Below are 26,696 nucleotides of genomic sequence, written 5' to 3' on the forward strand. Positions count from 1 at the left end.
CGGGCTGTTGAATATCTTGAACAATGGCCCATCATGGAACTGAACGACCTTGCCGCCTTCGTGTCGGTGGCGCGCGCGGGCGGTTTTCGCGACGCGGCGCGCATGAGCGGCGTCTCCGCGTCGAGTTTGAGCATCGCCGTGCGCCGCCTGGAAACGAAGCTCGGCTTGCGGCTGCTCAACCGCACCACACGCAGCGTCGCGCCGACGGAAGCGGGCCAGCGGCTGATCGAAAAGCTCACGCCGCTGTTCAGCGAAATGGAAGCGGCGCTCGACGTCCTCAACGTGTTCCGCGACAAGCCGAGCGGCACGCTCAAGCTCAACGTGCCGTCCAGCGCCGCGCGCATCGTGCTGCCGTCCGTCATCGCGCCGTTCCTGAAGGCGTATCCCGACATTCGCGTCGAGGTCGTGGTCGAAGACGGCTTTGCCGATGTGCTGTCGATCGGTTGCGATGCGGGCATTCGCTACGAAGAGCGGCTCGAGCAGGACATGATCGCGATCCCCATCGGCCCGCGCGTGCAGCGTTTCGCGACGGCCGCGACGCCCGAATACCTCGATGCGCATGGCAGGCCAGAGCATCCGCGCGATCTGCTCGATCATGCGTGCCTGCGCGGCCAGTTCGCGGGCGGCGCGATGCCGACGTGGGATTTCGAGCGCGACGGCGAAGTGGTGCGGCTCGATCCGTCGGGACCGCTGGTGGTCAGGCCGGGCGCGGCCATCGAGCTTGCCGTCAGCGCCGCCCTGGCAGGTGTCGGCGTGATCCATCTGTTCGAAGGGATGCTGCGGCCGCATCTGGACAGCGGCGCGCTGGAGCCGATTCTCGAACCGTGGTGGCAGCCGTTTTCCGGGCCGTTTCTCTACTATCCGGGGAGGCGTCACCTGCCTGCGCCCTTGCGCGCGTTCGTCGATTTCCTCAAGACGCAGGGTCCGGTGAATGCGTCGACTGCGCGCTGAAGCTAAAGTGTCCCTTTCGGACCGCTCGCGGCCCAACCTTTTATCCGTCATCCCAATTCGCATTCACTGAGATTCCAGGCCATGAAAAAGCTGCTGAACGATCCGTCGCATGTGGTGCGCGAGATGCTCGAAGGTCTCGCGATGCTCGCGCCCGACACCGCGTTGCTGCGCGACGCGAACGTCGTCGTGCGGCGCGATCTGCCCGCGCCGCATGCACGGCGTGTCGCGGTCATTTCCGGCGGCGGCAGCGGACACGAGCCCGCCCACGCGGGCTATGTCGGCGAAGGCATGCTGGCGGCCGCCGTGTGCGGCGAGGTGTTCACGTCGCCGTCGACGGATGCCGTGCTCGCTGCGATTCGGGCGTCGGCGGGACCGAACGGAGCGCTGCTGGTCGTCAAGAACTACACGGGCGACCGCCTGAATTTCGGCCTCGCCGCCGAACTGGCGCGCGCCGAAGGGATTCCCGTCGAAGTCGTCGTGGTGGCCGACGATGTGTCGCTGCGCAACACCGTCGAGCGCGGGCGGCGGCGCGGCATTGCGGGGACGGTGTTCGTGCACAAGATCGCGGGTGCGGCGGCTGCGGCGGGGAAGACACTCGCGGAAGTGGCGGCGATGGCGCGCAGTGCGGCCGACGCGATCGGCACCATGGGCGTCGCGCTCGACGGCTGCACGCTGCCTGCGACGCAACAGTCGAGCTTCAGTCTCGCGGACGACGAGATCGAGCTGGGCCTCGGCATCCACGGCGAGAAGGGCGTGCAACGCACCCGGCCGATGCCGGCCGATCAGCTGACCGACACGTTGCTCACCGCGATCACCGACGACCTGCAACTGGCGAGCGGCGAGCGTGTTGCACTGCTGGTCAATGGTCTGGGCGCAACCACGCCGATGGAACTGGCCGTCGTCGCGCGCGCGGCGATCAATGGTCTGCGTCAACGCGGAGTGCGTATCGAGCGCGCATGGTGCGGCACGCTGCTGTCGGCGCTGAACATGCCGGGCTGTTCGATCTCGGTGATGCGCGTGGACGACGCGCGCCTTGCGCTACTCGACGCGCCGACCAAGGTCGCGACATGGCCGGGCGAGGGACGCGTGAATGTCGACGGCGCGACGGGTATAGCAGCAGGCGCAAGTGAGGACGCAAGTGAGGACGCAACTGAGGACGCCGTTGCATCGAACGCGCCTGCCGCGCAACGCACGCCGTTGCAGCTTGCGTTCGACGCCGCTGCGCGCGCCTTGGTCGACGGCGAAGCGCGTCTGACCGAGCTCGACTCGAAAGCGGGCGACGGCGATCTCGGTTCCAGCATGAAACGCGCGGGCGAAGCCGTGCTGGCGATGCCCGCCACGGCATGGCCATCGGCGGCCGATGCGCTCGCCGATCTCGCCGTCACGCTGCGTCGTGCGATTGCGGGCAGTTCCGGGCCGTTCTACGCGACCGCGTTGCTGCGTGCATCGCGCCGTCTCGGCGAGAGCACTGCACCCGCCGTGTCCGATTGGGCCGCTGCGTTCGATCTGGCCGTCAAGGCGATCTCCGAGCTAGGCGGCGCGCAACCCGGCGAGCGCACGATGCTCGATGCGCTGCGTCCCGCCGCGGATGCGTTCACGCAAGCGACGGGTCGCGGCGAGCCGCTCGCTGCCGCATGGAGCGCAACGGTCGATGCGGCGGAGAAGGGCGCGGCATCGACGGCTGCGATGATGCCGCGCGTCGGGCGCGCGAGCTATCTCGGCGAGCGTGCCGTGGGCGAACCCGACGGCGGCGCGGTGGCGGTGGTGACCTGGCTGCGCGCGTTGACGCCGTTCGTGCGCTAGTCCTTCATGCCTTAGCTGCCGATGGCTTTCGCCCGTTTGGCAGCGAAGTCCCACAACTGCGCCTGATTCGTTTCGACGCGCGCGGGCAGCAGGCCATTCTTGTAGAACGCATCGGCAATGATCTGCTGCTCGCTGTAGTTCTGCACGGCAACGGCTCGCACCTGATAACTGCGCCGTGCATTCGCGCGTTCGATCGTGCTCGCGTCGAGGCCCCATATTGGCGCGAGCGTTCTGGCTGCGTCGTCGGGATGCGCGCGCAGCCATTCGCCCGCTTCCTTCAGTTGATCGAACACGACCTGGACCACTTCGGGATGGGCATCGGCGAACGTGCTCGACGCGAGGTAATAGCGCTGATACGAAGCCAGCCCGTCGCCGTTCGCAAGAATGCGCACATCGGCGTTCCTGTCGACGGATGCGACATACGGGTCCCACGTAATCCATGCATCCACGCTGCCGCGCTCGAATGCTGCGCGGCCATCGGCGGGCGTGAGGTAGCTGATCTTGACGTCGCCCGCCGTGAGGCCTGCCTTGTTCAATGCCGCCAGCAGAAGATAGTGGCTGCCCGCCGCCTTCGTCACCGCGATACGCTTGCCCTTCAGGTCGGCGAGCGCGTGCAACGGACTATCCTTCTTGACGATGATCGCTTGCGCGCCGGGCGAAGGCGCCTCTTGCGCGACGTACACGAAGCGCGCATGCGCGGCCTGCGCGAAGATCGGCACGGTGTCGGCCACATCGGCGCTGAAATCGACGGCATCGACATTGAGTGCTTCCGTCAACGGCAGGCCGCTCGTGAACTCGTTCCACGAGACGCGCACGTTGAGCGGCGCGAGTGCTTTTTCGAGCGAGCCGCGTGCCTTGAGCAGCGTGATGAGCGTCGACGATTTCTGATAACCGATACGCAACGAAACAGGCGCGCCATTGGCGTTGGACGTTTGCGCGAAGCTCTGCGCCGATGTGAGCGCGGATGTGAGCGCAAACAGGGAAGCAAGCGCGATGCGGGCAAGAGCCCGTCGTGTGATAGACGCCATACGTGTATTCCGTTTTCTATGTTGAATCGGGCGAAGCAATGGATCGGTTCGCCATCGTAGCAACGGAACCGACGCTTCCTAAGCGAATGTTTCAGCTATTGATTGCACGCTTTCCGATAAGCATAGACGTGGTGATCGTCACGTTCGGCACGTCGTTCAAAAGATGCAAAACATAAATATTGCTAAGAGATAAACATATATAAATAGAATAATTCTCACGGTGGTCCTTCGTCGCTACGCTTGCCTGCATATCGACTGCGAGGGCCTATGAGCGCTTCTGTTTCAACGTCTTTTTCCGCGCGGCGGCGCGTGCTTCGCGCGCTTGCGGCGGCGCCTGCCGTCGCTGCGTTTTCCGCGTCAGCCGCGCGCGGCGCGCAAGCGGCCGAGGCGGCATCCACCACGATCGTGCTCGGCGATCAGGCCGGCGGCACGCGTGCGCTCGCGGAAGCCGGGAAAGTACTCGACGGCACGCCGTACGCGTTTCGCTGGGCCAACTTCCAGGGCGCAGCGCCGCTTTTCGAGGCGCAGCGCGCGGGCGCCGTCGATCTCGCGCCCGCTGGCGACCTGCCCGTGCTCGCGGCCGCTGTCGGCGATCCGACCTTGAAGATCGTCGCAACGCGGGTTGGCTCGGGCGCGCAACTCGGCATCCTCGTCGCACAGGATTCGAAGATCCGAACGGTCGCGGACCTGAAGGGCCGCACGGTGTTCGTCTCGTCGGCGCGCGGCAGCATTTCTCAGTTCCAGCTATACGGTGCGCTTTCCGAAGCGGGATTGTCGAAGGACGATGTCTCCGTGCGCTTCATTTTGCCTGTCGATGCATTCGCGGCATTCGCGTCCGGCTCGATCGACGTGTGGGCGACGTTCGATCCGTACTACGGCATCGCGGTGCAACGCGGCGCGCGCGTGTTGCGCGACGGAACGGGTATCAATAGCGGCCTTGGTTTCATCACGGCATCCGGCGCGGCGCTGGCCGACACACGCAAGCGCGCCGCCATCGCGGATGTTTTGCAGCGCTATCAGCGCGCAGGCGACTGGGCGGTCGCGAATGCCGACGCCTACGCGCAAATCTATGCAACCCTCACGCGCTCGCCGCTCGACGCCGCCAAGCAGATCACGAAGCGCGCGTCGCTCAAACAGCACTTCGTCTCCGACGCCGACATCGCGGCGCTGCAAAAAGTAGCCGACGCCGCGTATCGCGATGCGATCCTGCCGCGCCGCATCGACGTGCGCGCCATTTCGGATACGACCATCGGCAACGCGTAGCCGTATATTCAAGGAGCGTATCGACATGTCCTCACACACTCAGGCAATCGATCTTGCGGGCCTGCACGCCGACGCTGCCGCTGCGCCGCGCGACCTTCGCGGGCAGATCGTCGCCGCACTGGCGGCCCTCGCGTGGCTAGGCGGCGCGGCCGTGACGCAATGGTGGCCCGCGGCCGACGACTGGCCGTACACGCGCGAACTGCTGATCCTGAAACTCGCGCTGGCGGCGTTGTCGGCGGCGATCGGCGCGCGCGCGTGGCTGAGCCATGGCGCAATCAGGCCGCATGCGGACACCAAGCGTGCAAGCATCGACAGATGTATCGCGGCGGGGCCGTGGCTGCTCGCGCTGGCTATCGGCATTACCGCGTGGGAACTCGTCACGGCGCAGCTCGAATGGCTGCCGCGACCGTTCTTCGCACCGCCTCAGGCGTTGATCGCCGTGTATTTCGACGATCTGCCGAGGCTTGCGTCGAGTGTCGGGCATTCGTTCGTGCTGCTCGCTTACGGCTATGCGCTCGGTGCGCTGGCGGGCTTCACGACAGGCGTGAGCATCGGCTGGTCGCGTGCCGTGGGTTACTGGCTGCACCCCGTGCTGCGCCTGATCGGCCCGTTGCCCGCGACGGCATGGCTGCCGCTCGCGTTCTTCTTCTTTCCATCGAGCTTCAGCGCAAGCGTGTTCCTGATCGCGCTCGCCACCGCGTTTCCCGTTGCAGTGCTCACGTGGTCCGGTGTCGCCGGCGTGAACTCCGCTTACTACGACGTCGCGCGCACGCTCGGCGCACGCGCGTCGTTCCTGATCTTGCGCGTGGCGATTCCCGCCGCACTGCCGTCGGTGTTCGTCGGATTGTTCATGGGACTGGGCGCATCGTTCTCCGTGCTGATCGTCGCCGAGATGATGGGCGTGAAGGCGGGACTCGGCTGGTATCTGCAATGGGCGCAAGGCTGGGCTGCGTATTCGAACATGTATGCCGCTCTGCTCGTGATGGCGCTGATGTGCTCCGGTCTGATCACGCTGCTGTTCAAGGTGCGAGACCGTCTGTTGGCCTGGCAAAAAGGATTGCTCAAATGGTAGCGGCTACTCAAGCGTCGCACGCGCATACGGATGCGCGGCAGGGCGCGCGCATCGACGTGCGCAACGTCAGTCATCGCTTTGCGTTGCGCGGCGAAGCGCTCGCGGTGCTCGACGACATCAGCCTCACGGTCGAGCCCGGCGAATTCGTCGCGCTGCTCGGGCCGAGCGGTTGCGGCAAGTCCACCTTGCTGCGCCTCGTCGCGGGGCTCGATACGCCTGCTCACGGCGCCTTGCATGCGAACGGCGAGCCGATTGCCGGGCCGGACCCGTCGCGCGTCGTGGTGTTTCAGGACCCGACGCTGTTCCCGTGGCGCACCGTGCGCGACAACGTCGGCCTTGGCCCCGAAGCGCAGCGAACGGGACGCGATCGCGCATCGCGCGACAGTGCGGCGGCGCGCATCGACGCCGCGCTCGAACTGGTCGGCCTCGACAGATTCGCGGATGCGTTTCCGCATCAGCTATCGGGCGGCATGGCGCAGCGCGCGGCGCTGGCGCGCGCGCTCGTCAACGATCCGCAACTGCTCGTGCTCGACGAGCCGTTCGGCAAGCTCGATTCGCTGACGCGCATCCGCATGCAGGGCGAACTCGTGCGCTTGTGGCAGGCCGCGCGCTTCTCGGTGCTGCTCGTCACGCACGACGTCGAAGAGGCCCTGTACGTGGCGAACCGCGTGATCGTGCTGAGCGAACGGCCCGCGCGCATCGTCGCCGAAGTGCGCAACGACGCGCCGTATCCGCGTCACCGCGACGACCCGAAACTGGTTGCGCTGCGCCGCCAGGTGCTGGCGCAACTCGGCCTCGTTGCGTGACGCTGCCCATCACCACCCTACGCATTGGAAAAACAACGACATGAAAACCGACGACAGGATTGACCCTCCAACCCCCGCCAACGCATCACGCCGCGCATGGCTGCGCAAGACCGCGTGGACGGCGGGCGCTGCCGCGCTGGGCGGCGCATCGTTCCTGCCGGGCATGCGCGCCGTCGCCGACGAGAACCTCAAGCCGCTCAAGCTTTCGTGGAATGCAGGCGCGATCTGCACGGCGCCCGTGCCCGTCGCCGTCAAGCAGGGGTTCTTTCGCAAGCATGGGCTCGATGTCGAACTGATCAACTTCGCCGGTTCGACCGACCAGTTGCTCGAAGCGATTGCGACGGGCAAATCGGACGCGGGCGTGGGCATGGCGCTGCGCTGGATCAAGCCACTGGAGCAGGGCTTCGACGTGAAGCTGACGGCGGGCGTCCACGGCGGCTGCATGCGGCTGCTCGCGACCAAAGCATCGGGCATCGTCGATCTGCAGGGGTTGAAAGGGCGCACGGTCGGCGTGAGCGATATGGCGAGCCCCGCGAAGAACTTCTTTGCGATCACGCTCAAGAAGCTCGGCGTCGATCCCGACAACGACGTGCGCTGGCGCCAGTACCCCGCCACGCTGCTCGGCGAGGCGCTGAAAAAAGGCGAAGTGCAGGCCATTGCCGATGGCGATCCGACCATCTGGACGCTGCGCGAGACCGATCATCTGCAGGAAGTGTCGAACAACCTGTGCGGCGAGTACGCGACGCGCGTGTGCTGCGTGCTGGGCGTGCGTGGCTCGCTGATCCGCAAGGACCGCGCAACCGCGCAGGCGCTGACGCAGGCGCTTCTCGAAGCGACCGAATGGACGGCGAACCATCCCGCCGAGGCGGCGACGATTTTCTCGTCGAATGCGCCGGGCGCGGACGTCGCGCAATTGACGGCGATGCTGAAAAGTCACACGGACCATCATCACCCCATCGGCGATGCGTTCAAGAAAGAGATCGCTTTGTATGCCGACGATCTGAAATCGGTCGGCGTGATCAACGCGGGAACGGATTCGAACCGTTTCGCGACCCGCGTGTTCTCGGACGTGCTCGCCTGAGCAATGGAGTCCGGCTGGCGGCACGCAATGTGCCGTTCGCTTTCAATGCAGTTGCGCGTCGCGGTGTTGACTGCGACGCGCAACTGACTTCAACGCGTTTCGGCCTGCACGCTACCGTGCAAATCCGATAAAACTCCCGCTCGACGAAAGCTCGCGTTACGCGCGCGCGCCATATTGGCGGCCATCGACAGGCGCCGGCTTCAATTCCGCTTTCAGCGCCTGCCGAGTCGCACGTCGCACTGCTGCCGCTGGAATAAAGGGCGGCACGACGTGTTAACGAGAGTTCGTGACCCATCACGCAAGCATCGCGCCCCGCCCGGACAGCCATGCTGTACTGCCTGCAACGAGAGGCGGTGCGAAGCAAGGACCGCAATTCGGGGTGAACTGCGCTGCCAGGCAGGGCGCCGCGGACTTGTGCCGCGCTGCCGTCCCGCGCCTGGAGCGCGATTTGACAAGTCCAATTCTCCCGCTCTCGACATGAACATGGAACGCGTGTCTTTCCTCGGCAAGCAGAATCCCGCACTGACGCTGGCGCTCGCGGGTGGACTGGCGCTGATCGTCTTTCTGATCGATTCGTTCGGTCACTTTGCCACGGCGATCATGGTGTTGTACTCGATCGTCGTGATGCTGGCGGCCACCGTGCTGTCGCGCCGTGGCACGCTGATCGTCGCGATTGCGTGCATCTGGGCGACGCTGATCGGCTTTCTGATCGGGCATCTCGACGAAGAGTCTTTTTCCGCACTCGCGCGTGCCACGGTGGCCTGTCTGTCGATCATCGCGACGACGGCCCTGACCTTACGCATTCAAGCCGACAGCGCACGTCTCGCGGAGCAGGTGCGCGAGCTGAACGAGACACACGAAGCGCTGAACCGTTCGACCACCGAGCTCGCCCATGCCACGCGCGTCACGATGCTTGGCGAGCTGGCGGCATCGATCGCTCATGAAGTCAGTCAGCCGCTCGCGGCGATCACGACGCACGGCGAAGCGGGCCTGCGCTGGCTGCGGCGCGACACACCGAATCTCGACGAAGCGTGCCACGCGTTCGAAGCGATGGCGAGCAATGCGCGGCGTTCGAGCGAGATCATCCGCCGGATACGCGCGCTGGCCAGCAAGAGCGAACCGACGTTCGCGCCGCTTGGCATCAATGGCCTCGTCGTCGAAACGATCGACTTGCTGGATCGCGAGGTCAAGCGATACGGCGCTGTCGTGAAGATGGACCTGTCGCCGGGCGAGTTGACGGTGAATGGCGACCGCGTGCAATTGCAGCAGGTGCTGATCAATCTGGCCGTCAACGGATTGCAGGCGATGTCGTCGATTCAGGACCGGGCACGCGAACTCCGGTTGCAGACACGTATCGAGGAAGGGCGGCGCGTCTCCATTACGGTCGAGGATTCCGGCGTGGGCATTTCACCCGAGGTCGCGGCGAAACTCTTTAGCGCATTCTTTACGACGAAAACAGAGGGAATGGGACTGGGGTTGTCGATCTGCCGGTCGATTGTCGAAGGACATGGCGGCTCGATCTCGTGCGCGGCACCGTCAGCGCGCGGCGCAAGCATGCAGATCGCGCTTCCTGTGCCTGTCGTTGCCGAGGGGTGAGCCGCGCGAGCTTATGTTGCTTTCGCGTGCTTGTCGCGAGTGAGTTTCTCGTGCACGTCCTGCGTGAGCCGGGCGATCTGTTCGGTGAGGTCGCGAGTCAACTCAGTTAGTTCGGTGTTCTGCCGCAGAAGCGCCTGCATTTGCCCCGTCTGATGCGCAAGCGCCTTGTCGCGCCGTTCCGCCGCGGCCGCCAATGCTTCGCGATGACGCGCGTCCGCATCGGCATGTGCCTTGTCGCGATCGGCCTGACGCGTCTGGGCGAGCAGGATCAACGGCGCAGCATAAGCCGATTGAAGGCTGAATGCGAGATTCAACAGCACGAACGGATACACGTCGAAACGTGTCACGCCGCAGACGTTCAAGCCGATCCATATCGCGACGATCAAGGTCTGCGACAGCAGAAACGTTGGCGTGCCGAAGAAGCGCGCGAACGATTCCGCCTTCAGCGCAAACCAGTCGTTGCCGAACACGGTTGAAAGATGCGCATGGGGAAGCTGAAAGCGCATGTGATCGCGCGGCGCGTCGTCGTGTTCAATGTGATCCGCGGCCATGTCGCTGTGCGGCGTCGGACTCTTGATGTTGTTTTCCATGATGGTGGGAATGAATGCTGGAATTGAATAACGGATACGCGAGGTTTCGCGCATCGAATGTATGCAGACTGTAGAGCTTCGTTGCCGCGCCCGGTTATGCGAATGCACGCTGCGATTCATGTCCGCACGGCGCATGCGTGAGCGGCGCCCGAAGGCATCGAACGCGAATGGTCGTGCGGATACCAAAGTGTCGGGGCGATACACAATGCACGTCGTCCGATAGCCCGGATACTGGATTGGTACGCGATGCACTGGCCGCGATAGGGATCGCGCAGCGCGAAGCGCGTATTTCGCCGTGCCGCTTTCGCCGGATACACGAAAAGCGCCACGGCTGAATTGGCATCAATCCAGGAGTTCAGGTAATGGCTACGTTTGAATTGAAAGATGGTACCCAGCTTTTCTATAAGGATTGGGGTTCGGGTCAACCGGTGGTGTTCTCGCATGGCTGGCCGCTGAATGCCGACGCGTGGGACGCGCAGATGATGTGTCTCGCGGAAAAGGGTTATCGGGTGATTGCGCATGACCGGCGCGGGCATGGCCGTTCGAGCCAGCCTTGGGACGGCAATGACATGAGCCGCTACGCGGACGATCTCGCGGAGCTGATCGAACATCTCGATCTGAAGGATGCGGTGCTGGTCGGCCATTCGACGGGCGGCGGCGAAGTCGCGCGCTATATCGGCCGGCACGGCACGCAACGCGTGCGCAAGGCCGTGCTGATTTCCGCCGTGCCGCCGCTGATGCTGAAAACGCCTGCCAATCCGGGCGGCCTGCCGATCTCGGTATTCGACGACATCCGCAAGGGCGTGATCGACAACCGCTCGCAATTCTTCAAGGATCTGGCCTTGCCGTTCTACGGCTTCAATCGCGAAGGCGCGAAGCCGTCGCAGGGCACCATCGACGCGTTCTGGTATGCAGGCATGCAATGCTCGATCAAGAGCGCATACGACTGCATCAAGGCCTTCTCGGAAACGGACTTCACGGAAGACCTGAAGAAGATGACCGTGCCGACGCTGGTACTGCAAGGCGACGCGGATCAGATCGTGCCACTGGACGACTCCGGGAAACTTTCGTCGAAGCTGGTTCCGAATGGCAAGCTGAAGATCTACGAAGGCGCGCCGCATGGCATGTGCACGACGCACGCCTCGCTCGTCAACGCTGACCTGCTGCAGTTCATTCAGGAATAACAGCGGTCGTGCGCAAATCCTGCCGGTTATCGTTATACGGGCACCGGCGGGATCTAGCCGTTATCCGCGACGCATGCCATTGCGCAATCGGCACGCCCTTCGAGCGGTTTGCACGGTCGCGCTATGAGAGCGAAGCGAACGCCGCGCGCCCGAGATTGCCGAGCACCGTATCGTTCTGTGGCGTGTGAATGCGCGCGCACAGTACATCGCGGTAATGGCGTTCGAGCGCATTGTTGCGGCTCAGGCCCGGATTGCTGCTTGCTTCGAGCGCGAATTCGACGGCTTCGATTGCATGCTGGCTCACGAGATATTTGATCGTCGGTGCTTCCGTTGCGCTCACATGCCCGGCCGCGCCCGCGTCGAGCAACACGCGGTTATTGAAGAGCAATGCGTCGATACGTCCTACCGTCTGCTGGAAACTGTCGAGGCTCGATAGCGGCGCGTTCAGGCTCGATGGCACGCGTTGGGCTGCCCAATGGACGAACCAGTCGCGGGCCGCGCGCGCGACGCCGTCGTAGATCGAAGGCAGCAGCACATTCATCCAGAGGCTGGTGACAGGGTCCATGCCGTTTGACGGACCCGGGAATTGCAGATCGACAGCGTGATCGAGCGGCACGCGCACGTTGTCGAAGATGACTTCGTGACTGCCCGTCGCGCGCATGCCGAGATGATTCCACGGTTCGCCGAAGCGGATGCCGGGCGTGTCGCGATGCACGAGCCATGTGCCGACGCGCGGCGATGCTTCATCCGTGCGGCCCCATACGGCGAACCACGTCAGCCCCGGGCTGCCTGTCGAGTAGAGCTTGCGGCCGTTCAGTATCCAGTAATCGCTTTCCTGTTTGCCGACGGTGCCCGGCAGTCCGCCGCGCGACGGCGAACCCAGTTCCGGCTCGACGCGCAGCGAATTGATGAGCGCGCCGCGCTCGACGGCGTCGCGCGCAATGCGTTCCTTGAGTGCGACCGGCCAGTTGGGATTCGCCTGCAAACGCAGATGGTAGAGGCATTGCATCACGACGATCAGCGCTGTCGAAGGCTCGCCGCGCGCAATGGCACGTATCACCTTCAACGTCTGCGCGAGGGTCGCTTCGCGGCCACCGAGCGCGCGCGGCACCGTCAACGCGAGCAGCCCGGCGCGGCGCAGCTTCGCGAGGTTGTCGTGTGGAAAATGCGGCCCCGCGTCGAGCGCGGCGGCGCTGGCGGCGAAATCATCGGTCAACGCGGCGAGCCACGTATCGGCACGCGGACTGTCGAGGTCCGCGAGCGCGTCGAGGGCATCGGCGTCGCGCTCGTTTTCGACGAATGCAGTGTCGGGATGGCGGCGTGTCATATCGGACCCGGTGTGTCGATGGAACTGAACAATGCGCGGCGCGAGATCACTGCGCATCCAGCGGAAACTGACGGTCGAAACTCGGCGCGACATCCAGCCGCGTTTTGATGACGTCGGCGCGGTGATAGAGATCGGCGGTCTTTTGCTGCTCGGCGATCACATGGTCGTCGATCGCGATAGGGTGCAGTTGCGCGCGCTGATAGACGGTCTTCAACACTTCGGGCGGCAAGCCTGTCACGCGCGATTGCATCGCGGCAACTTCATCGGGATGCGACAGCGCCCAGCGCTGCCCGGCCGCGACGCGCTTCAGAAAGTCGGCGATCTCCGTGCGCTTGGCCTTGATCGAGTCTTCCGTTGCCGCCTGGAAGCTCAGTCCCGACGAGAGATTCACACCATTCGCGATGCTGCGGTCGTGATCGCGCTGTTCGGCGAGCGCCACGTACGGGTCCCATGTGGACCACGCATCGACGTTGCCCGACGCGAGCGCCGCCTTTGCATCGGCGGGCTGCATGAAGCGTAGCGACACGTCGGAGAGCTTGATGCCCGCGCGTTCCAGCGTTGCGATAGCGAGGTAATGGCCTATCGAGCCACGCGTCGTCGCGATGCGCTTCCCCTTCAGATCGGCGGCGCTTTTGATGGGCGATTGATCGGGGACGATGATCGCAAGGTCGATGGGCTGCGAGCGCGTTACCGCGACGGCGCGCACTTTCGCGCCGGCTGCGTAGGCGAAGATCAACGGCGCGTCGCCGAGTCCGCCGACATCGATTGCACCCGCATTCAGCGCTTCGCCAAGCGGCTGCGCAGCGGGGAAGTTGAACCATTCGATCTTGTACGGCACGTCCTTCAACTGCCCGGATGCTTCGAGAATGCCGCGCGTCTGCAACTGCTGATCGCCAACCTTGAGGGTGGTGTCGGCGTGAGCGGCGAACGGGGCGGCGGATAACGCCACGAGGAGAACACGGGCAATCAGACGGTGCATGATGGATCGTGACCAATGCGAGAGAGGATGAAAAGCCTACGATACGCAGGCGCTTTTTATAAGGCAAACGCATTGTTCTGCTTTGCTAATATGCGAGATCGAAATACGTGTGCGGCCTTGAATGCGATACGTCAATCACGTTAAGCTCGACACATCGTTGATCCAACCTTCATCAAGCGGAAAGCACTCAATGAAACTCGATGAGATCGAGGCCTTTGTCGCTGTCGTGCGCAGCCAGTCGCTGAATCAGGCAGCCAATGCGCTGGCGCTTACGCAGCCCGCCGTAACGCGCCGCATCCAGAACTTCGAAGAAGCGCTCGGCGTGGCCTTGCTCGACCGCAACACAAAGCCTTTGAAGACGACGCCGATGGGGCGCGCCGTCTACGAGCAATGCCGCGCGATCGTGCGTGAAGTCGAAACGCTCAGACATCTCGTCACCGACGATGCGCCGCTTGCGGGCGTGCTGCGTCTCGGCGTCGCGCAGACGGTCGCCGACGTTGCGATGCTGAAGGCCTTGCATGCGTTGCGCGAAGCACACCCGGAATTGCAGGCCCGTGTATCGACGGGTTGGGGCAATCCGCTGCTGCAAAAGGTCGAAGACGGTGAACTCGACGCGGCCGTCGTGCTGCTGCCTGCTAACCGTGCACTGCCCGAAACACTGGTGGGCGAGGTGCTCGGTCCATTGAAACTGGCCGTCGTCGCGCGCAAGGGCAGCATGAAAAAGCGCGCGCATACGCTGGCCGAATGCCAGGCGTATGGCTGGGTGCTGAATCCCGATGGTTGCGGCTTTCGCGCGGGACTGCAACACGCGCTGGCCGCGCAGGGTTACGCGTTGAAGCTGAATCTGGAAACGCTCGGCACCGAGCTTCAACTCGGCCTCGTCGCCGACGGCGTCGGGTTGGGTCTCGTGCCGTTGCCGCTGCTGGATGCAAGCGCGTACGCGGCGCAACTCGACGTGATCCAGCTCAGTGACTTCAAGCCTGAAATCGCGGTGTGGATCGTGCGCTCGCGGGCGCTCGGCAAGATGCAGTCGGCGTTGACGGTGCTGCCGGAAAGCATTGAAAAGAGCTTCAAGGCCGCACGTTTGTCGCGCGCGGCTTGAGATTTCGGACGACTCCCGACAAGTCCGGATCAGATCACGAAGAACCCGTGCGTGCCGTCGCGGTCCAGTTGCGCGACCAAACCGTATTCCCATTCCAGATAGGCGTTCATGGCTTCGCGCGCATTATCGGTGCCTTCATAGGGGCGCCGGTAACGGTCGATGCGCGGTGAAGCGAGACGGGCATCGCCATGCTCGACAGGGAGGCCCGCGCTGATCCACGCCGACGTGCCGCCATCGAGCACCTGTACCGGCTTGCCCGTCAACGCCGCGACTTCCGGTGCGATATACGGCGCGAGCGCGTTCGTTCCGCAGGTGATCACATAGCGCTTCGCATCGGGCAAGGCGCGCAGATCGTCGAAGGCATTCGACAGGCGCGAGCGCACGATCCAGTTCGCGCCCGGAATATGCGCCTTCACATGATTGGCGCTCGACGTCACATCGAGCACGACCGTACCGCTCGCCGTGTCGGCGAGCAGCGCCGCGAGTTCTTGTGGCGCGAGCGCCGGCGTCGCAGCAGGCTGCGGCTTCGCAGCGTGCCACGGGCCGCTTGCCGTCAGGTCGTCCGGCGATGCGGCGTCCACCACGTACGTGTCGATGTTCATCTGCGCGAGCCACGAAGCCGTCATGTTCGCGCGCACGCCGTCGTCGTCGAACAGCACGACACGTGCGCCGCGCACAGGCGCGAACATGTCCGTCTCCTGCACGAGCTGTCCGCCCGGCGCGCCCTGGAAGCCGGGCGCGTGCGCGCGTTCGTATTCGACGGGCGTGCGCACGTCGAAGCGATAGGTGGTGCGCGACGAGTCGACGGCCCAGCGCGCGGCTTCGTCGAGCGTCGTGCGGCTCACGCCCGCGCGTTGCGCGAGCGCGAGCGCGGCACGCCGCGATGCGTCGATGTCCGCGGCGTCGAGCCCGGTTTGCAGATCGAAACGACGGTCGCTGCCATGTTCGAGTTGCTGGCCCGCGAGCGTCCAGCCGATCGTGCCGTTACGCAGCGCGGCAACGGGATTCGGCAGCCCTGCGTTGACCAGCGATTGCGTGCCGATGATGCTGCGCGTACGCCCCGCGCAATTGACGATCACACGCGTGGTGGGCTTCGGCGCCAGCGCCCGTGCGCGCAACACCAGCTCCGCGCCGGGTACGCTGATGCTGCCGGGAATGTTCATCGTCTGATATTCGTCGAAGCGGCGCGCGTCGAGCACGACGACGTCGTCGCCGTTCTTCAGCAGCGCATCGACGGCTTCAGCCGAAAGCGACGGCGTGTGCCGCTGCGCTTCGACGAATTCGCCGAACGCCTTGCTCGGCACGTTGACGTCGCGAAACACTTCGCCGCCTGCGCGTATCCATCCGTCCAATCCGCCCGCGAGCAACGCGACGTTCGTGTAGCCCAGCGCCGTCAAGGTGTCGGCGGCGCGCTCCGCGAAGCCTTCGCCCGCATCGAACAGGACGACAGGCACATCGCGGCGCGGCAGGCGCGTCCACGCGTCGAGTTCGATGCGCGACAACGAGAGATTCGCCGCAAAAAGCGGATGACATTGCGCATGCGGGTCTTCTTCGCGCACATCGAGCAGGGCGATTTCACGCCTGGCGAGCAGCGCTTCGCGCACGTCTTCATAAGTGCGCAGCGGATATGACTTCATGAATGACGACGTTCCTTGCTGAGGTCCCACAGGTTCGGGATGGTTTCGTTCGAGTAGCCGGAGATGAAAGGCTTGTTCAGGCCGTCGGGCGCGTAGGTCGAGCGCAGCACTGCGCCGATGTTCGCACCATAGACGTGAATGCTGACGGACACGCGGTCATCATACGCATTGCGCACCCGGTGAATATCGCCGATGCGCGGCGAGACCGCTTCGACAGCGCCTTTTTCAAGGCGAATTTCGTCGCCTGCCTGGCGCAGTGTGCCGTCGCTGTCGCGCGTAAAGGGCGCGGCGAGTTCCGCGCCGCGCAGCACGCCGATCAAGCCCCACACCGTGTGGTCGTGGATCGGCGTCTGCTGTCCGGGGCCCCAGACAAAACTGACGACGCTGAAGCGCTGTTGCACGTCGGCATACAGCAGGTATTGCTGATAACGCTCGGGGGAAGGTTGCGCAAAAGCCTCTGGCAGCCAGTCGTCGGCGTCGATCAGCTCGCGCAAGGCATCCCCGCCACGTTCGAGCAATTCGGGTTCAGCGGTATTGGCATCGACGAGCGCCGCGATCGCGCCGACGAAATGACGCAGTTTGTGAATCGCCATCAGTCGAGCAGCTCCCGTTCTTCTTCGACGAGCCCTTCGTACAAGCTCTCGAACGAGTGCAGCGCGCCGCCGGGACGGCCGACCTGCTGATGCGTCAACGTGGCCATGTCGTGCGGAATGGGTTGCGGCGTGCCGGCTGCTTCGGCGAGCAGTTGCGCGTGGCATGCGTTGTCGAGCGCGATGTACCACCATGCCGCCGCTTCCACACTCGGCCCGACCGTCAGTATGCCGTGGTTCTTCAGGATCACCGCTTTGTGCTGGCCAAGCGCGTCGGCGATGCGCGCGCCTTCGCCGGTATCGAGCACGACGCCCCTGAAGTCGTCGAACAGCGCGTGATCTTCGTAGAACGAGCACGAGTCCTGCGTCAACGGATCGAGCTTGCGTCCCAGCGTGGACCATGCTTTGCCATACAGCGAATGCGTGTGCGCGGCGGCGACGACGTCGGGCCGCGCTTCATGGATCGCGGCGTGAATCGCGAATGCCGCCTGATTCACGGGACCATCGCCGACGACGATCTCGCCATGACGGTTGACGAGCAACAGGTCCGACACGCGGATGCGGCCGAAATGCTTGCCGAGCGGGTTGACCCAGAAGTGGTCGGTCCATTCGGGATCGCGCGCGGTGATATGACCCGCGAGACCTTGTGCGAAGCCATACCGCGCGAACAGGCGGAATGCGCCTGCAAGACGCTCCTGCCGGTGGCGGCGTTCTTGCGCGAGCGTGCGCTGCGGCGCGGCGTCGTCGTCGAACCAGAACTTGCGCATGGGTGTCTGGCGAAGCGCGAGCGAGGGCGTATCGTGAAGTAGGGTACTCATGTTCCGATGGGCTCCCGTCGTCACGCGGCGCGGCGGATGCGCGCGGTCAACTCGCGCGTCGCCGGAATCAGCTCGCGCCCGTAGTCAATGGCATCTTCGAGCGGATCGAATCCGCGAACCAGGAAGGTCGTCACGCCCAACTCGTAATACTCGGAGAGCGTTTGCGCGACCTGTGCCGGCGTGCCGACCAACGCCGTGGAATTCGAGCGTCCGCCGATTTCCTTGGCGACGGCCGTCCACAGCCGGTCGTCGGCGCGCACGCCCTCTCCCGACGCGGCCAGCAGGCGCTTGGCGCCTTCGCTCTGCTGCGGGCCGCCGCGCGAAAAGCCCTGTTCGACGCGCAGACGCCGTGTTTCTTCGAGAATGTGCTCGGCGCGTTCCCACGCGGCCTGTTCCGTCGACGCGAGAATCGGGCGGAACGACACCGAGAAGCGCACGTTGCGGCCATGCCTGCCGGCTTCGGCACGCACGCGCGCGATCAGTTCGGCGACCTGCTGTTTCGATTCGCCCCACAAGGCGTAGACGTCGGCGTGCTTGCCCGCAACGGCGAGCGCAGCCTCCGAAGCACCGCCGAAATAGATCGGCACATGCGGCGTCTGCTTCGGCTTCACATCCGAGAAAGCCTTTTCAAAGCGATAAAAGCGGCCTTCATGATCGAACGGCTGGTTTTCAGTCCAGACGCGCCGCAGGATCTGCAGATATTCGTCGGTGCGCGCATAGCGTTCGTCATGCGTGAGGTAGTCGCCGTCGCGGCGTTGGTCCTCGTCGCTGCCGCCGGAGATGAAGTGCACGGCGAGACGTCCGCCGGAGAAATGATCGAGCGTGGCCAGTTGACGCGCGGCCAGCGTCGGCGCGACGAAGCCCGGGCGGTGCGCGAGCATGAAGTGCACGCGTGAAGTGACGCTCGCAGCATACGCAATCGTGATGGTCGCGTCGGGGCTCGTCGAGCTGTGCGGCACGAGTATGCGATCGAAGCCCGCGTTCTCGTGGGCCTGCGCAAAGGCGCGCACGTAGTCGGTATCGATGGCGGGGCCTTGCGGCAGATGCGTTTCCGATACCTTGCGCTGCTGGATCATGCCGATGAATTCGACGCTCACGTTGGCTCCTTGCCGGATGTTCCGCTTCGACGGACGATTAGATGTGAAAGCAGACGCGCTCAGCGTCTGCAGGTCGAAATCAGGCTATCACTGCGTTATGCAGAATTTAAATAGTAAATTCAGATAAAGATATCGAGTGCGCATGTTAGACATGGACCGGCCTGCTTGGATCAGCGTGTGGACGGCAGGCGTTCCAGAAACGCCCACGGGAAAATGCCGCGTTCGTGGCGGTCGCTGAACAGCAGTTGGACGCCGTATCCGGCGGGGCGAACGTCCAGCAGTGCGATGTCGTCCGGCACGACGGGTGCGCCGCCGTGCAGGCGCAGGCGCTTGCATTCGGCGCAAGGGCAAAGCTGCCGCAACACGCGATGCGCGACGCACTGCGTCGCGCCGTCGGGCCAATGCAGCGTCAACGTGTGCGCTGCGTGGTCGATCTCGATGTGGCGAGGCGTTTTCATCGCGTGGTCTGCGCGATCTGTTGCAAGGCGATCCGCACGGCCTTGCGGACTTCGGGATCGGCGTCGTCGTGTGCGTGTTCCAGCGCGGCGAGTGTGGATGGATCGCGCAGTTCGCCGAGCGCGAGCGCCGCTTCCTTGCGCAAGTTGCTGATCGCGTGCGACAGCAGCGCGACGAGCGGTTGCGCGGCGGCGCGGTCGCCCAGTTGACCCAGGGCCCGCGCCGCGCGCAGACGCACTTGCCAGTAGGCGTCGCCCAGCGCGGCGATCAGCGCGTCGCGAGCGGATTGAGCGCGCAGCTTGCCTAGCGTCGTGGCGGCTTCTTCGCGCACTTGCCACGCCGGATCGGCGAGCGTGCGCAGCAGCGCGTCGGCTGTCGCGGCATCGTCCGCTGGCGCAAAGCCCAATGCGCCGACGGCCGTGCGGCGGATCTCCGCGCTGGCGTCACGCGTCGCGGCCCGCGCGAGCGGCGCGAGTGCGCGCGTATCCTTGAGCCAGCCGAGCACACCGACGGCTTCGATTCGTACGCTCGAGTCGTCGTGATCGAGCGCGCGCACTGCGGCTGAGAACGCGTCGGCATAACGCAGTTCGCGCAATGCGCGCAACACGGCCGCCTTCACGAACGGCTCGGGATGCTCGACCCACGCGCACAGCACTTCGCCGGAAGCCGCGTCCTTCAACGCCGACAGACTCGACGCAGCCGCTGCGCGTACATCGTGCTGCGCGTCGGTCAGTGCCTCGCATAACGCCGCGACGATCTCCCGTTGCTCCCACGCGCCGAGCACGCGTGCGGCTTCGCTGCGCACGTCGGCGGATTCGTCGTGCTTCAGCGCGGCAACGATGGGTTGCAGCGCGTCGGGGTCTTCGAGGTCGGCGAGTTCGAGCAGCGCGATGCGCCGCACGACGGCATCGGCATCCGCGAGACGCGGCAGCAGTGCTGCCGCTTCCGGCGCGAGTGTTTGGGGATCGTAGGTCAGAATGGTCGGGTCGGTCATGGACGATCAAAGTGTGAGGTTGCGCGGCGTCATGCCGTCTCGCGCAGCAGTGCAAGGCATTGGCGCTTGATATCGATGAAGGCGGGGTCGAGCGTCGTGTCGTCGCGGCGCGGGCGCGGCAAGGGCACGGGGATGTCCGCCACCACGCGAGCCGGGCGCTGCGACAGCATCAGGATGCGGTCGGCGAGAAACAGCGCTTCTTCGATGTCGTGCGTGACGAACACGACAGTGGTGCGCAACTTCGCCCAGATATCGAGCAGCAGTGTCTGCATCATGCGGCGCGTTTGCGCGTCGAGCGCGCCGAATGGCTCGTCCATCAGCAGCACGCGCGGCCGGTTGATCAGCACGCGTGCGATCTCGACGCGCTGCTGCATGCCGCCCGACAGCTGCGCCGGATAATGCGCGTCGAATCCGCCCAGTCCGACGAGCTCGAGCAGTTCGGTTGCCTGCCTGCGCCGCTCGCTCGCGCCGAGTCCCTTCATCTTGAGACCGAAGGCGACGTTGTCGATCACGCGCTTCCACGGAAACAGCGTGTGCTGCTGAAACACCAGACCGCGCTCGGGATGCGGACGGTCGACCGCTTCATCGTCGACGGCAATCGTGCCGTGCGTCGCGGCGATGTGGCCCGCTATCGCGCCGAGCAAGGTCGACTTGCCGCAACCCGAAGGGCCGAGCACGCAGACGAACTGACCGGGCGCGATATCGACGTCGAGGCCGTCGAGCGTGGCGATGCGCGCGTGCGGCGGACCGACTTCGACGGCAAGCTGGCGCACGCTGATGCTGGCCGCCGTGGTGGCGGCTTCAAGGGCGGCGCTGCTCATCGGCGGTTCTCCTGCAATCGGTACCACGGCGTGAGCGCGATGCCCAGCCGTTTGACGAGCACGCTGCTGCCCATGCCGAGTGCGCCGATGAGCGCCATGCCGACGACGATATCCGGGTAGTTCTGCAAGGTGTACGACTCCCACGTGAAGTAACCGATGCCATACTGGCCCGCGATCATCTCTGCGGTGACGAGACAGAACCACGCGGTTCCCATGCCGATCGCGAGGCCCGTGAAAATCGCGGGCGCGGCGCCGGGCAGGATGACTTCCGTGTACAGCGCGAGCGGCTTCGTGCCGAGGCTGCGCGCCGTCGCAACGAGGCGTGGATCGACGCCTTCCACGCCATGCACGGTATTGAGCAGGATCGGAAACAGCGCGCCGATGAACGTGATGAACATCATGCTGAGTTCCGACGAGGGAAACATCAGGATCGCGAGCGGTATCCACGCGACGGCGGGAATGGGCCGCAGCACTTCGAGCGCGGGCAGCGCCGTATCTTCGACGGCACGGTAGCGTCCGATCGCGAGGCCCAGGCCGACGCCGACCACCGTTGCTGCACAGAAGCCCGCCAGCACGCGCCAGATGCTTGCGGCCAGATGCATCGGCAGCTTGGGCGAATGCAGCAGCGACCATAGCGCGGGCAGCGCATCGGAAGGGGCGGGCACGTTGGCGAACGTGATGAAGCCTGCCGACAGCCTGAAGTGCACGGCCAGTTGCCAGAGCGCGACGCACACCGCGAGCGATGTGGCGCGCCACGCGCGACGCCTGGTCGCTGGTGTGAAGAGAGGCGCGCGTCGGCATGTCTGTTCGCGTCTGTCGCGGAGTTCAAAAGTGGCGGCCATGGACGGGTTCCCGATGTGGCGTGACGATCCAACGCGCTCAGCGCGACGCGACGGCTTGCGCCGCGCCCGTTTTCGCGGCGGCAAAATCGACGACGGCGCCCGACACCTGTTGCGCGTACTGGTCGGCGCCGGCTTTCAGCAGGAACGCGGTGATCGCGCCATGCGCGTCCTTCACGTACCACGCCTGGTTTGCGAACAGCTTGAGGCCGCTGGCGTGATCGTGAACGAACACGGCACGCGCCTTGCCGCCCGACTGCTCGATCTTGCCGAGTGCCGCGAACGCTTCATCCGCCGATGCGTAATTGCGGACCTTCGCTTCGCTGTCGAGCCACACCTGGGCGACGTCGTTGAAGTTGCGGATCGGCTTGCCGGTGACGGCGTCGTTGGCGACGAGGGGTTGCTTCGCGTAGTTCTTCAACGCGGCATCGTAGTCCAGTCCGGATTCCTTGAACGCCTGGCGGATATAGCGATCGTCGATGAACGTGTTCACGTCCAGATCGACGTCCGTCTTCTTCAGCAGCTTGAGCGTTTCGATTGCGGTCGCAGTGGCCTGGCGATACTCCGGCTTCCAGGTGAGGTCGCGGGTCTGGAGGCCGAGCGGACCGTGATACAGATAATCGACGGGGGCTTCGATGCCCGTCGTCTTCTGGATCAGCAGGCTGTATTTCTCGGGGTCTTGCGCGATCAGACGGTTCGCCTCGATGGCGGCGCGCAGATACGCGACGACCACTTCGGGGTACTTCTGCGCGTAGGCTGCATCGACGAGCGCGCCGTGGTACGTGGGCACATGGCTTTGCGCGCCGTCGTAAATCTTGCGCGCGATGCCGCGATAGGGAAACAGATCCGCGAACGGCACGAAGTCGGCATGCGCGTCGATCTTGTTTGCCTTCAATGCGCTGCCTGCCACCTCCGGCGCCTGCGTGATGATGTTCACGTCGGTGTCGGGATTCCAGCCTTGTGCCTTGATCGCGCGCAGTAGCATGCCGTGGGACGTCGATGCGAACGGCACGGAAATCGTTTTACCCTTGAGATCGGCGATCGAACGGATCGTCGAATTCTCGGGCACGACGATGCCGTTGCCGCTGCCGTCCACGCTGCCCGACAACACGGTAATGAACACGCTCTTGCGGCCCGCCTTCTGGAACGCCGCGCCGTTCAGCGAGCCCGGAAAATCCGCCATCACGCCGAAGTCGAGCTTGCCTGCGACCATCTCGTTGGTGATCGGCGCGCCGGACGTGAAGTCCTTCCATTGCACGTCGTAGGTCACGTCCTTGTATTTGCCCGTATGCGGCAGATATTTGTCGAGCAGATTGAGTTCGCGGATCAGCAGGCCGCCTGTCGCGCAGTTGATCGTCGTGTCCTGCGTGCCGATGGCGACGCGGATCGTTTCGGCATGCGCCGAACCCGCCGTGAAGGCGAAGACGAGGGAAGCAACGGAAAGGAAGTGAGGTAGCGCGTAGCGGATAGTCATGATGTCGGCTCTTTCGTTGGTATCCATGCAAAGACAGTGAGTGCTGCGGGCTCGCGTCGTCTCGCTAGCGCAGCAGATAGGGAATATCGACTTTCACGGCGCCTGTCGGGCAATCCTGTTCGCACGGCATGCAGTACCAGCATTCGTCGAACTGCATATAGGCCTTGCCCTTGCTGAGGTCGATGGCGAGCAGATCGAGCGGGCAGACATCGACGCATACCGTGCAGCCTTTGTCGGCGATGCATTTGCTTTCGTCGATCGTGACGGGTGCCGCGCTTCGATGAAGAATGTCGTGTGGAGTGAAGGACATCGCGGGTGCTCCCGTCAGGCGGTCACATCGGCGAGCGCCTGGGCGTTCGCGCGCGGATCGGGTTTGTCGTCGTGAATGCGCAGGTTGCTGTACGAGCCGCGTTCGCGTTCGTCGAGCGGCACGATGTACGGTTCGACAGCGCGCTTCTCGCTGGTCATGCGGCCAGAGGCATCCTTGCGCAAATGGGTGTGGCAAAACCATTCGGCGTCGTTGCGCTGCGGATAGTCGACGCGATGGTGATACAGACCCCAGCGGCTTTCGGTGCGGTACAGCGACGCGCGCGCGGCCATCTCGGCGCAATCGCGGATCGCGCGCACTTCGGCCGCGCGCATCAGTTCATGTGGATGCGTGGCTTTGATCGACGCGATGTCGTCAGCGATTTCCTCGAAGCGCTGCAGGCCGATTTCCATCTTGCGCGTCACCTTGGGCGGCTGAAGATAGTCGTTGACCATGCGGCGCAGCTTGTATTCGACCTGCGAAGGCGCAAGCCCATGTTCGCGTTCGAGCGGTGCATAGACGCGCGCGCGTTCGGCATCGATCTGTTGCTGATCGAGCGGCGCATGTTCGCGGCCCGCAACGAAAGCGGCTGCGCTCTGACCTGCAAACCAGCCATACGTGAACGCGCCGAGCATATAGTTGTGCGGCACGGCGGCCATGTCACCGGCAGCGTAAAGACCGCCTACCGTGGTCTCCGCGCGCTCGTTGACGTACACGCCCGACGCGCTGTGTCCGCTGCAAAAGCCGATCTCGGAGATATGCATCTCCACCATCTGCTGGCGGTAATCGGTGCCGCGTCCGGCGTGAAAGCGCCCGCGGCTCGGACGTTCGTTCGTATGCAGAATCTGTTCGATGGTCTGGATGGTTTCTTCGGCGAGGTGATCGAGCTTCAGAAACACCGGGCCGTTGCCGCTCTGGAGTTCCTGATAGAACTCCCACATCATCTGTCCGCTCCAGTAATCGCATTCGATAAAGCGTTCGCCTTTGCCGTTGGCCGTGAAGCCGCCCAGCGGCCCCGTTACGTAGGCACAGGCAGGACCGTTATAGTCCTTGATCAGCGGGTTGATCTGGAAGCATTCGAGGTTCGCGAGCGCGGCGCCCGCGTGATAGGCCATGGCGTAGCCGTCGCCCGCGTTGGTCGGATTCTCGTACGTGCCCATCAGGTAGCCGGAGGCGGGCAAGCCGAGGCGGCCCGCCGCGCCGCACGACAGAATCACCGCTTTCGCGCGAACCACGTAGAACTCCGCCGTGCGGCAATCGAAGCCCATGACGCCGTTCACATTGCCGTGCGCATCGGTCAGCAGACGCGTTGCAACGATGCGATTCGTGATCGCGATACGCGCGCGTTTCAGTTGCCGGTACAGCACTTTCTTGATGTCGTGTCCTTCGGGCATGGGCAGCACATACGAGCCCATGTGGTGCACTTTCTTGACGGCATAATCGCCCGTGCCGTCTTTTTCGAACTTCACGCCCCAACGGTCGAGTTCTTCGATCGTTTTGAAACTGTGCCTGGCGTATGCGTAGACGGCGGCCTGATCGACGATGCCGTCGTTGGCGATGGTGATTTCGCGCGTGTATTGCTCGGGCGTCGCGTGGCCGGGAATGACGGCATTGTTCAGCCCGTCCATCCCCATCGAGATCGCGCCGCTGCGTTTGACGTTGGCTTTCTCGAGCAGCAGGACCTTCAGGTCGGGATTGGCTTCCTTCGCCTTGACAGCGGCCATCGGTCCCGCCGTTCCGCCGCCGACTACGACGATGTCGTATTCGAGTACATGGGTGTTCATCGTGCTTTCCTCGTTGCTTTGTGCTTCGCGCTTTTGCCCGCTTTTTCCCGGTCGATGCGCAAGCGATACTGAAACGCATCGCCGCGAAAGTACAGATGTTCGTAGTCGATCGGCGTGCCTGCCGCGTCGTGCGTGAGACGGTCGATGCGGAGCACCGGGCTGCCTTCCTCGACGCGCAGCGCGTCGACGATTTCGTCGTCGGCGAGGATCGCGTCGATGGCGACATCCGCGTGGCCTAGCGGCACGCCGCAGTCGTTTTCGAGGATCAGGAAGATATCGCGCGTGACGAGGTCGGCATTCGCCAGACGCGTGCCGAGCGCTTCGGGAAGCCACGTCAGTTCGAGCGACACGGGCTCGCGGTTGAGCAGCCGCACGCGATGAATTTCCGTGACGGGCGCGCCTTCTTCGAGTCCGAGGCGCGCGGCCACGTTGCGATTGGCCTCGACGACGCGAAAGCTGCGCAACTGGTTGACGATTTCGTAGCCCATCGATGACATCGCTTCTGCAAAGCCCTGCAGCGAGCTCACGTTCTGAAACGCCTTTGGTTTCGATACGAACGTGCCTTTGCCGTGCAGCTTGAACAACAGGCCTTCTTTTTGCAGATCGCCGAGCGCCTGGCGTACGGTGATGCGGCTGACGCCGTACATTGCGCAGAGTTCATGCTCGGACGGCATCTGCGAATGCGGCGCGTAGGTGCCGTCGAGAATCTGCACGCGCAGCGCATCTTTGATCTGCGCGTAGAGCGGCACGGACGCGACGGGGGCGAGGGGGCTTGCCGGTTTCGACATGGCTCAACTTGTTATGACAAGATGAGTGGGAGTCTAGTGAACGTAAACTGGCGGCCAAACCAACTATTTCTGCTATCTATTTGAGCAAATGGCGGGAATGGATCGAGGAGCGGTGGTGTGGTTGTTCTGGGCTTTGCGGTGGCGTCTGGGATTTGGTTCTTGCTTTGCGCTGGCATTCGCGGTTTGCTTTTGCTTTTGCTTTTGCTTTTGCTTTTGCTTTTGCTTTTGCTTTCGCTTTCGCTGGCATCCGCGAATTGTTAGCGTGCTTCAAGCGTCGCCCCTGTGCGGGGCGGCACCTACTTTTCTTTG

Annotated in this window: 25 protein-coding genes and 1 pseudogene; 9 read left to right on the top strand and 17 right to left on the bottom strand. The window is 64.2% G+C overall.

Annotated features, from left to right (window positions below; genetic code table 11):
* Positions 1-33: 33 nt before the first annotated feature.
* Entirely contained in the window at positions 34-951 is a 918-nt protein-coding gene (locus KFO72_RS29470) for a LysR family transcriptional regulator (RefSeq protein WP_225033608.1), read from the top strand.
* An 81-nt stretch (positions 952-1,032) separates the two neighbouring features.
* Entirely contained in the window at positions 1,033-2,754 is a 1,722-nt protein-coding gene (locus KFO72_RS29475) for a dihydroxyacetone kinase family protein (protein ID WP_225033609.1), read from the top strand.
* 11 nt (positions 2,755-2,765) lie between these two features.
* Here KFO72_RS29475 and KFO72_RS29480 read toward each other — a convergent pair whose 3' ends face one another.
* A complete protein-coding gene (locus KFO72_RS29480; protein ID WP_225033610.1) occupies positions 2,766-3,782 on the bottom strand; it encodes an aliphatic sulfonate ABC transporter substrate-binding protein in 1,017 nt (338 codons plus the stop codon).
* Positions 3,783-4,049: 267 nt separating this feature from the next.
* On the opposite strand from KFO72_RS29480, the gene KFO72_RS29485 reads away from it, so the two are divergent.
* From KFO72_RS29485 to KFO72_RS29505, 5 genes are all read left to right on the top strand, one after another.
* Complete coding sequence (locus KFO72_RS29485) at positions 4,050-5,045, top strand: ABC transporter substrate-binding protein (protein WP_225033611.1); 996 nt, start codon at positions 4,050-4,052, stop codon at positions 5,043-5,045.
* A gap of 25 nt (positions 5,046-5,070) precedes the next feature.
* Positions 5,071-6,117, top strand: coding sequence for an ABC transporter permease (locus KFO72_RS29490; RefSeq protein WP_225033612.1), 1,047 nt, complete (start codon positions 5,071-5,073; stop codon positions 6,115-6,117).
* A complete protein-coding gene (locus KFO72_RS29495; protein WP_054931900.1) occupies positions 6,111-6,923 on the top strand; it encodes an ABC transporter ATP-binding protein in 813 nt (270 codons plus the stop codon). Before KFO72_RS29490 ends, KFO72_RS29495 begins: the two co-directional genes overlap by 7 nt.
* Before the next feature lie 40 nt (positions 6,924-6,963).
* The gene (locus KFO72_RS29500; RefSeq protein ID WP_225033613.1) at positions 6,964-8,004 is read left to right on the top strand and encodes an ABC transporter substrate-binding protein; all 1,041 of its coding nucleotides are present in this window, start codon (positions 6,964-6,966) and stop codon (positions 8,002-8,004) included.
* A gap of 483 nt (positions 8,005-8,487) precedes the next feature.
* Positions 8,488-9,600, top strand: coding sequence for a sensor histidine kinase (locus KFO72_RS29505; protein WP_225033614.1), 1,113 nt, complete (start codon positions 8,488-8,490; stop codon positions 9,598-9,600).
* A gap of 11 nt (positions 9,601-9,611) precedes the next feature.
* Here KFO72_RS29505 and KFO72_RS29510 read toward each other — a convergent pair whose 3' ends face one another.
* On the bottom strand, positions 9,612-10,190 hold the full coding sequence (locus KFO72_RS29510; protein WP_412101808.1) for a DUF1003 domain-containing protein: 579 nt from the start codon (positions 10,188-10,190) through the stop codon (positions 9,612-9,614).
* Positions 10,191-10,552: 362 nt separating this feature from the next.
* Here KFO72_RS29510 and KFO72_RS29515 point away from each other — a divergent pair, with 362 nt between their 5' ends.
* Positions 10,553-11,374: an alpha/beta fold hydrolase gene (locus tag KFO72_RS29515; RefSeq protein WP_225033616.1), complete on the top strand. Its 822-nt coding sequence runs from the start codon at positions 10,553-10,555 to the stop codon at positions 11,372-11,374.
* Between the two features lie 121 nt (positions 11,375-11,495).
* On the opposite strand, the gene KFO72_RS29520 is transcribed toward KFO72_RS29515, so the two are convergent.
* Both KFO72_RS29520 and KFO72_RS29525 read right to left on the bottom strand, forming a co-directional pair.
* Complete coding sequence (locus KFO72_RS29520) at positions 11,496-12,701, bottom strand: acyl-CoA dehydrogenase family protein (RefSeq protein ID WP_225033617.1); 1,206 nt, start codon at positions 12,699-12,701, stop codon at positions 11,496-11,498.
* A gap of 46 nt (positions 12,702-12,747) precedes the next feature.
* On the bottom strand, positions 12,748-13,680 hold the full coding sequence (locus KFO72_RS29525; protein ID WP_054931904.1) for an ABC transporter substrate-binding protein: 933 nt from the start codon (positions 13,678-13,680) through the stop codon (positions 12,748-12,750).
* Positions 13,681-13,870: 190 nt separating this feature from the next.
* Between KFO72_RS29525 and KFO72_RS29530 the strand changes: the two genes are divergently transcribed.
* Positions 13,871-14,782, top strand: a complete 912-nt coding sequence (locus KFO72_RS29530; RefSeq protein ID WP_225033618.1) for a LysR family transcriptional regulator — start codon at positions 13,871-13,873, stop codon at positions 14,780-14,782.
* A gap of 29 nt (positions 14,783-14,811) precedes the next feature.
* Here KFO72_RS29530 and KFO72_RS29535 read toward each other — a convergent pair whose 3' ends face one another.
* The 13 genes and pseudogenes from KFO72_RS29535 to KFO72_RS29595 form a co-directional block, all read right to left on the bottom strand.
* Complete coding sequence (locus KFO72_RS29535; RefSeq protein WP_225033619.1) at positions 14,812-16,419, bottom strand: rhodanese-related sulfurtransferase; 1,608 nt, start codon at positions 16,417-16,419, stop codon at positions 14,812-14,814.
* Complete coding sequence (locus KFO72_RS29540; protein WP_225033620.1) at positions 16,416-17,012, bottom strand: cysteine dioxygenase; 597 nt, start codon at positions 17,010-17,012, stop codon at positions 16,416-16,418. Before KFO72_RS29540 ends, KFO72_RS29535 begins: the two co-directional genes overlap by 4 nt.
* Entirely contained in the window at positions 17,012-17,827 is an 816-nt protein-coding gene (locus KFO72_RS29545; protein ID WP_225033621.1) for a class II aldolase/adducin family protein, read from the bottom strand. The genes KFO72_RS29540 and KFO72_RS29545 overlap by 1 nt, the downstream gene beginning before the upstream one ends.
* A gap of 20 nt (positions 17,828-17,847) precedes the next feature.
* A complete protein-coding gene (locus KFO72_RS29550) occupies positions 17,848-18,924 on the bottom strand; it encodes an LLM class flavin-dependent oxidoreductase (protein ID WP_225033622.1) in 1,077 nt (358 codons plus the stop codon).
* Between the two features lie 170 nt (positions 18,925-19,094).
* Complete coding sequence (locus KFO72_RS29555; protein ID WP_060607554.1) at positions 19,095-19,382, bottom strand: gamma-butyrobetaine hydroxylase-like domain-containing protein; 288 nt, start codon at positions 19,380-19,382, stop codon at positions 19,095-19,097.
* Complete coding sequence (locus KFO72_RS29560) at positions 19,379-20,374, bottom strand: HEAT repeat domain-containing protein (protein WP_225033623.1); 996 nt, start codon at positions 20,372-20,374, stop codon at positions 19,379-19,381. Before KFO72_RS29560 ends, KFO72_RS29555 begins: the two co-directional genes overlap by 4 nt.
* 29 nt (positions 20,375-20,403) lie before the next feature.
* Entirely contained in the window at positions 20,404-21,195 is a 792-nt protein-coding gene (locus KFO72_RS29565; protein WP_225033624.1) for an ABC transporter ATP-binding protein, read from the bottom strand.
* Positions 21,192-22,037 (bottom strand): ABC transporter permease, encoded by an 846-nt coding sequence (locus KFO72_RS29570; RefSeq protein ID WP_225033625.1) that lies wholly within the window; start codon positions 22,035-22,037, stop codon positions 21,192-21,194. Before KFO72_RS29570 ends, KFO72_RS29565 begins: the two co-directional genes overlap by 4 nt.
* A gap of 37 nt (positions 22,038-22,074) precedes the next feature.
* On the bottom strand, positions 22,075-23,508 hold the full coding sequence (locus tag KFO72_RS29575) for an ABC transporter substrate-binding protein (protein WP_225033626.1): 1,434 nt from the start codon (positions 23,506-23,508) through the stop codon (positions 22,075-22,077).
* A gap of 64 nt (positions 23,509-23,572) precedes the next feature.
* A complete protein-coding gene (locus tag KFO72_RS29580; RefSeq protein WP_054931914.1) occupies positions 23,573-23,818 on the bottom strand; it encodes a ferredoxin family protein in 246 nt (81 codons plus the stop codon).
* Between the two features lie 14 nt (positions 23,819-23,832).
* Positions 23,833-25,599, bottom strand: a complete 1,767-nt coding sequence (locus KFO72_RS29585) for a fumarate reductase/succinate dehydrogenase flavoprotein subunit (protein ID WP_062917811.1) — start codon at positions 25,597-25,599, stop codon at positions 23,833-23,835.
* Entirely contained in the window at positions 25,596-26,387 is a 792-nt protein-coding gene (locus tag KFO72_RS29590) for a GntR family transcriptional regulator (protein WP_054931916.1), read from the bottom strand. The genes KFO72_RS29585 and KFO72_RS29590 overlap by 4 nt, the downstream gene beginning before the upstream one ends.
* Positions 26,388-26,463: 76 nt before the next feature.
* Positions 26,464-26,696 (bottom strand): annotated as a pseudogene (locus KFO72_RS29595) (hypothetical protein); the annotation flags it as partial.

It is taken from the genome of Paraburkholderia sp. XV, from assembly GCF_020177535.1.
GTDB lineage: Bacteria > Pseudomonadota > Gammaproteobacteria > Burkholderiales > Burkholderiaceae > Paraburkholderia > Paraburkholderia caribensis.

What these genes read in the sequence shown, in the direction of transcription:
- KFO72_RS29470 (WP_225033608.1), top strand. Translation starts at nt 34, where the DNA reads ATGGAACTGAACGACCTTGCCGCCTTCGTGTCGGTGGCGCGCGCGGGC.
- KFO72_RS29475 (WP_225033609.1), top strand. Translation starts at nt 1,033, where the DNA reads ATGAAAAAGCTGCTGAACGATCCGTCGCATGTGGTGCGCGAGATGCTC.
- KFO72_RS29480 (WP_225033610.1), bottom strand. Translation starts at nt 3,782, where the DNA reads ATGGCGTCTATCACACGACGGGCTCTTGCCCGCATCGCGCTTGCTTCC.
- KFO72_RS29485 (WP_225033611.1), top strand. Translation starts at nt 4,050, where the DNA reads ATGAGCGCTTCTGTTTCAACGTCTTTTTCCGCGCGGCGGCGCGTGCTT.
- KFO72_RS29490 (WP_225033612.1), top strand. Translation starts at nt 5,071, where the DNA reads ATGTCCTCACACACTCAGGCAATCGATCTTGCGGGCCTGCACGCCGAC.
- KFO72_RS29495 (WP_054931900.1), top strand. Translation starts at nt 6,111, where the DNA reads ATGGTAGCGGCTACTCAAGCGTCGCACGCGCATACGGATGCGCGGCAG.
- KFO72_RS29500 (WP_225033613.1), top strand. Translation starts at nt 6,964, where the DNA reads ATGAAAACCGACGACAGGATTGACCCTCCAACCCCCGCCAACGCATCA.
- KFO72_RS29505 (WP_225033614.1), top strand. Translation starts at nt 8,488, where the DNA reads ATGGAACGCGTGTCTTTCCTCGGCAAGCAGAATCCCGCACTGACGCTG.
- KFO72_RS29510 (WP_412101808.1), bottom strand. Translation starts at nt 10,190, where the DNA reads ATGGAAAACAACATCAAGAGTCCGACGCCGCACAGCGACATGGCCGCG.
- KFO72_RS29515 (WP_225033616.1), top strand. Translation starts at nt 10,553, where the DNA reads ATGGCTACGTTTGAATTGAAAGATGGTACCCAGCTTTTCTATAAGGAT.
- KFO72_RS29520 (WP_225033617.1), bottom strand. Translation starts at nt 12,701, where the DNA reads ATGACACGCCGCCATCCCGACACTGCATTCGTCGAAAACGAGCGCGAC.
- KFO72_RS29525 (WP_054931904.1), bottom strand. Translation starts at nt 13,680, where the DNA reads ATGCACCGTCTGATTGCCCGTGTTCTCCTCGTGGCGTTATCCGCCGCC.
- KFO72_RS29530 (WP_225033618.1), top strand. Translation starts at nt 13,871, where the DNA reads ATGAAACTCGATGAGATCGAGGCCTTTGTCGCTGTCGTGCGCAGCCAG.
- KFO72_RS29535 (WP_225033619.1), bottom strand. Translation starts at nt 16,419, where the DNA reads ATGAAGTCATATCCGCTGCGCACTTATGAAGACGTGCGCGAAGCGCTG.
- KFO72_RS29540 (WP_225033620.1), bottom strand. Translation starts at nt 17,012, where the DNA reads ATGGCGATTCACAAACTGCGTCATTTCGTCGGCGCGATCGCGGCGCTC.
- KFO72_RS29545 (WP_225033621.1), bottom strand. Translation starts at nt 17,827, where the DNA reads ATGAGTACCCTACTTCACGATACGCCCTCGCTCGCGCTTCGCCAGACA.
- KFO72_RS29555 (WP_060607554.1), bottom strand. Translation starts at nt 19,382, where the DNA reads ATGAAAACGCCTCGCCACATCGAGATCGACCACGCAGCGCACACGTTG.
- KFO72_RS29560 (WP_225033623.1), bottom strand. Translation starts at nt 20,374, where the DNA reads ATGACCGACCCGACCATTCTGACCTACGATCCCCAAACACTCGCGCCG.
- KFO72_RS29565 (WP_225033624.1), bottom strand. Translation starts at nt 21,195, where the DNA reads ATGAGCAGCGCCGCCCTTGAAGCCGCCACCACGGCGGCCAGCATCAGC.
- KFO72_RS29570 (WP_225033625.1), bottom strand. Translation starts at nt 22,037, where the DNA reads ATGGCCGCCACTTTTGAACTCCGCGACAGACGCGAACAGACATGCCGA.
- KFO72_RS29575 (WP_225033626.1), bottom strand. Translation starts at nt 23,508, where the DNA reads ATGACTATCCGCTACGCGCTACCTCACTTCCTTTCCGTTGCTTCCCTC.
- KFO72_RS29580 (WP_054931914.1), bottom strand. Translation starts at nt 23,818, where the DNA reads ATGTCCTTCACTCCACACGACATTCTTCATCGAAGCGCGGCACCCGTC.
- KFO72_RS29585 (WP_062917811.1), bottom strand. Translation starts at nt 25,599, where the DNA reads ATGAACACCCATGTACTCGAATACGACATCGTCGTAGTCGGCGGCGGA.
- KFO72_RS29590 (WP_054931916.1), bottom strand. Translation starts at nt 26,387, where the DNA reads ATGTCGAAACCGGCAAGCCCCCTCGCCCCCGTCGCGTCCGTGCCGCTC.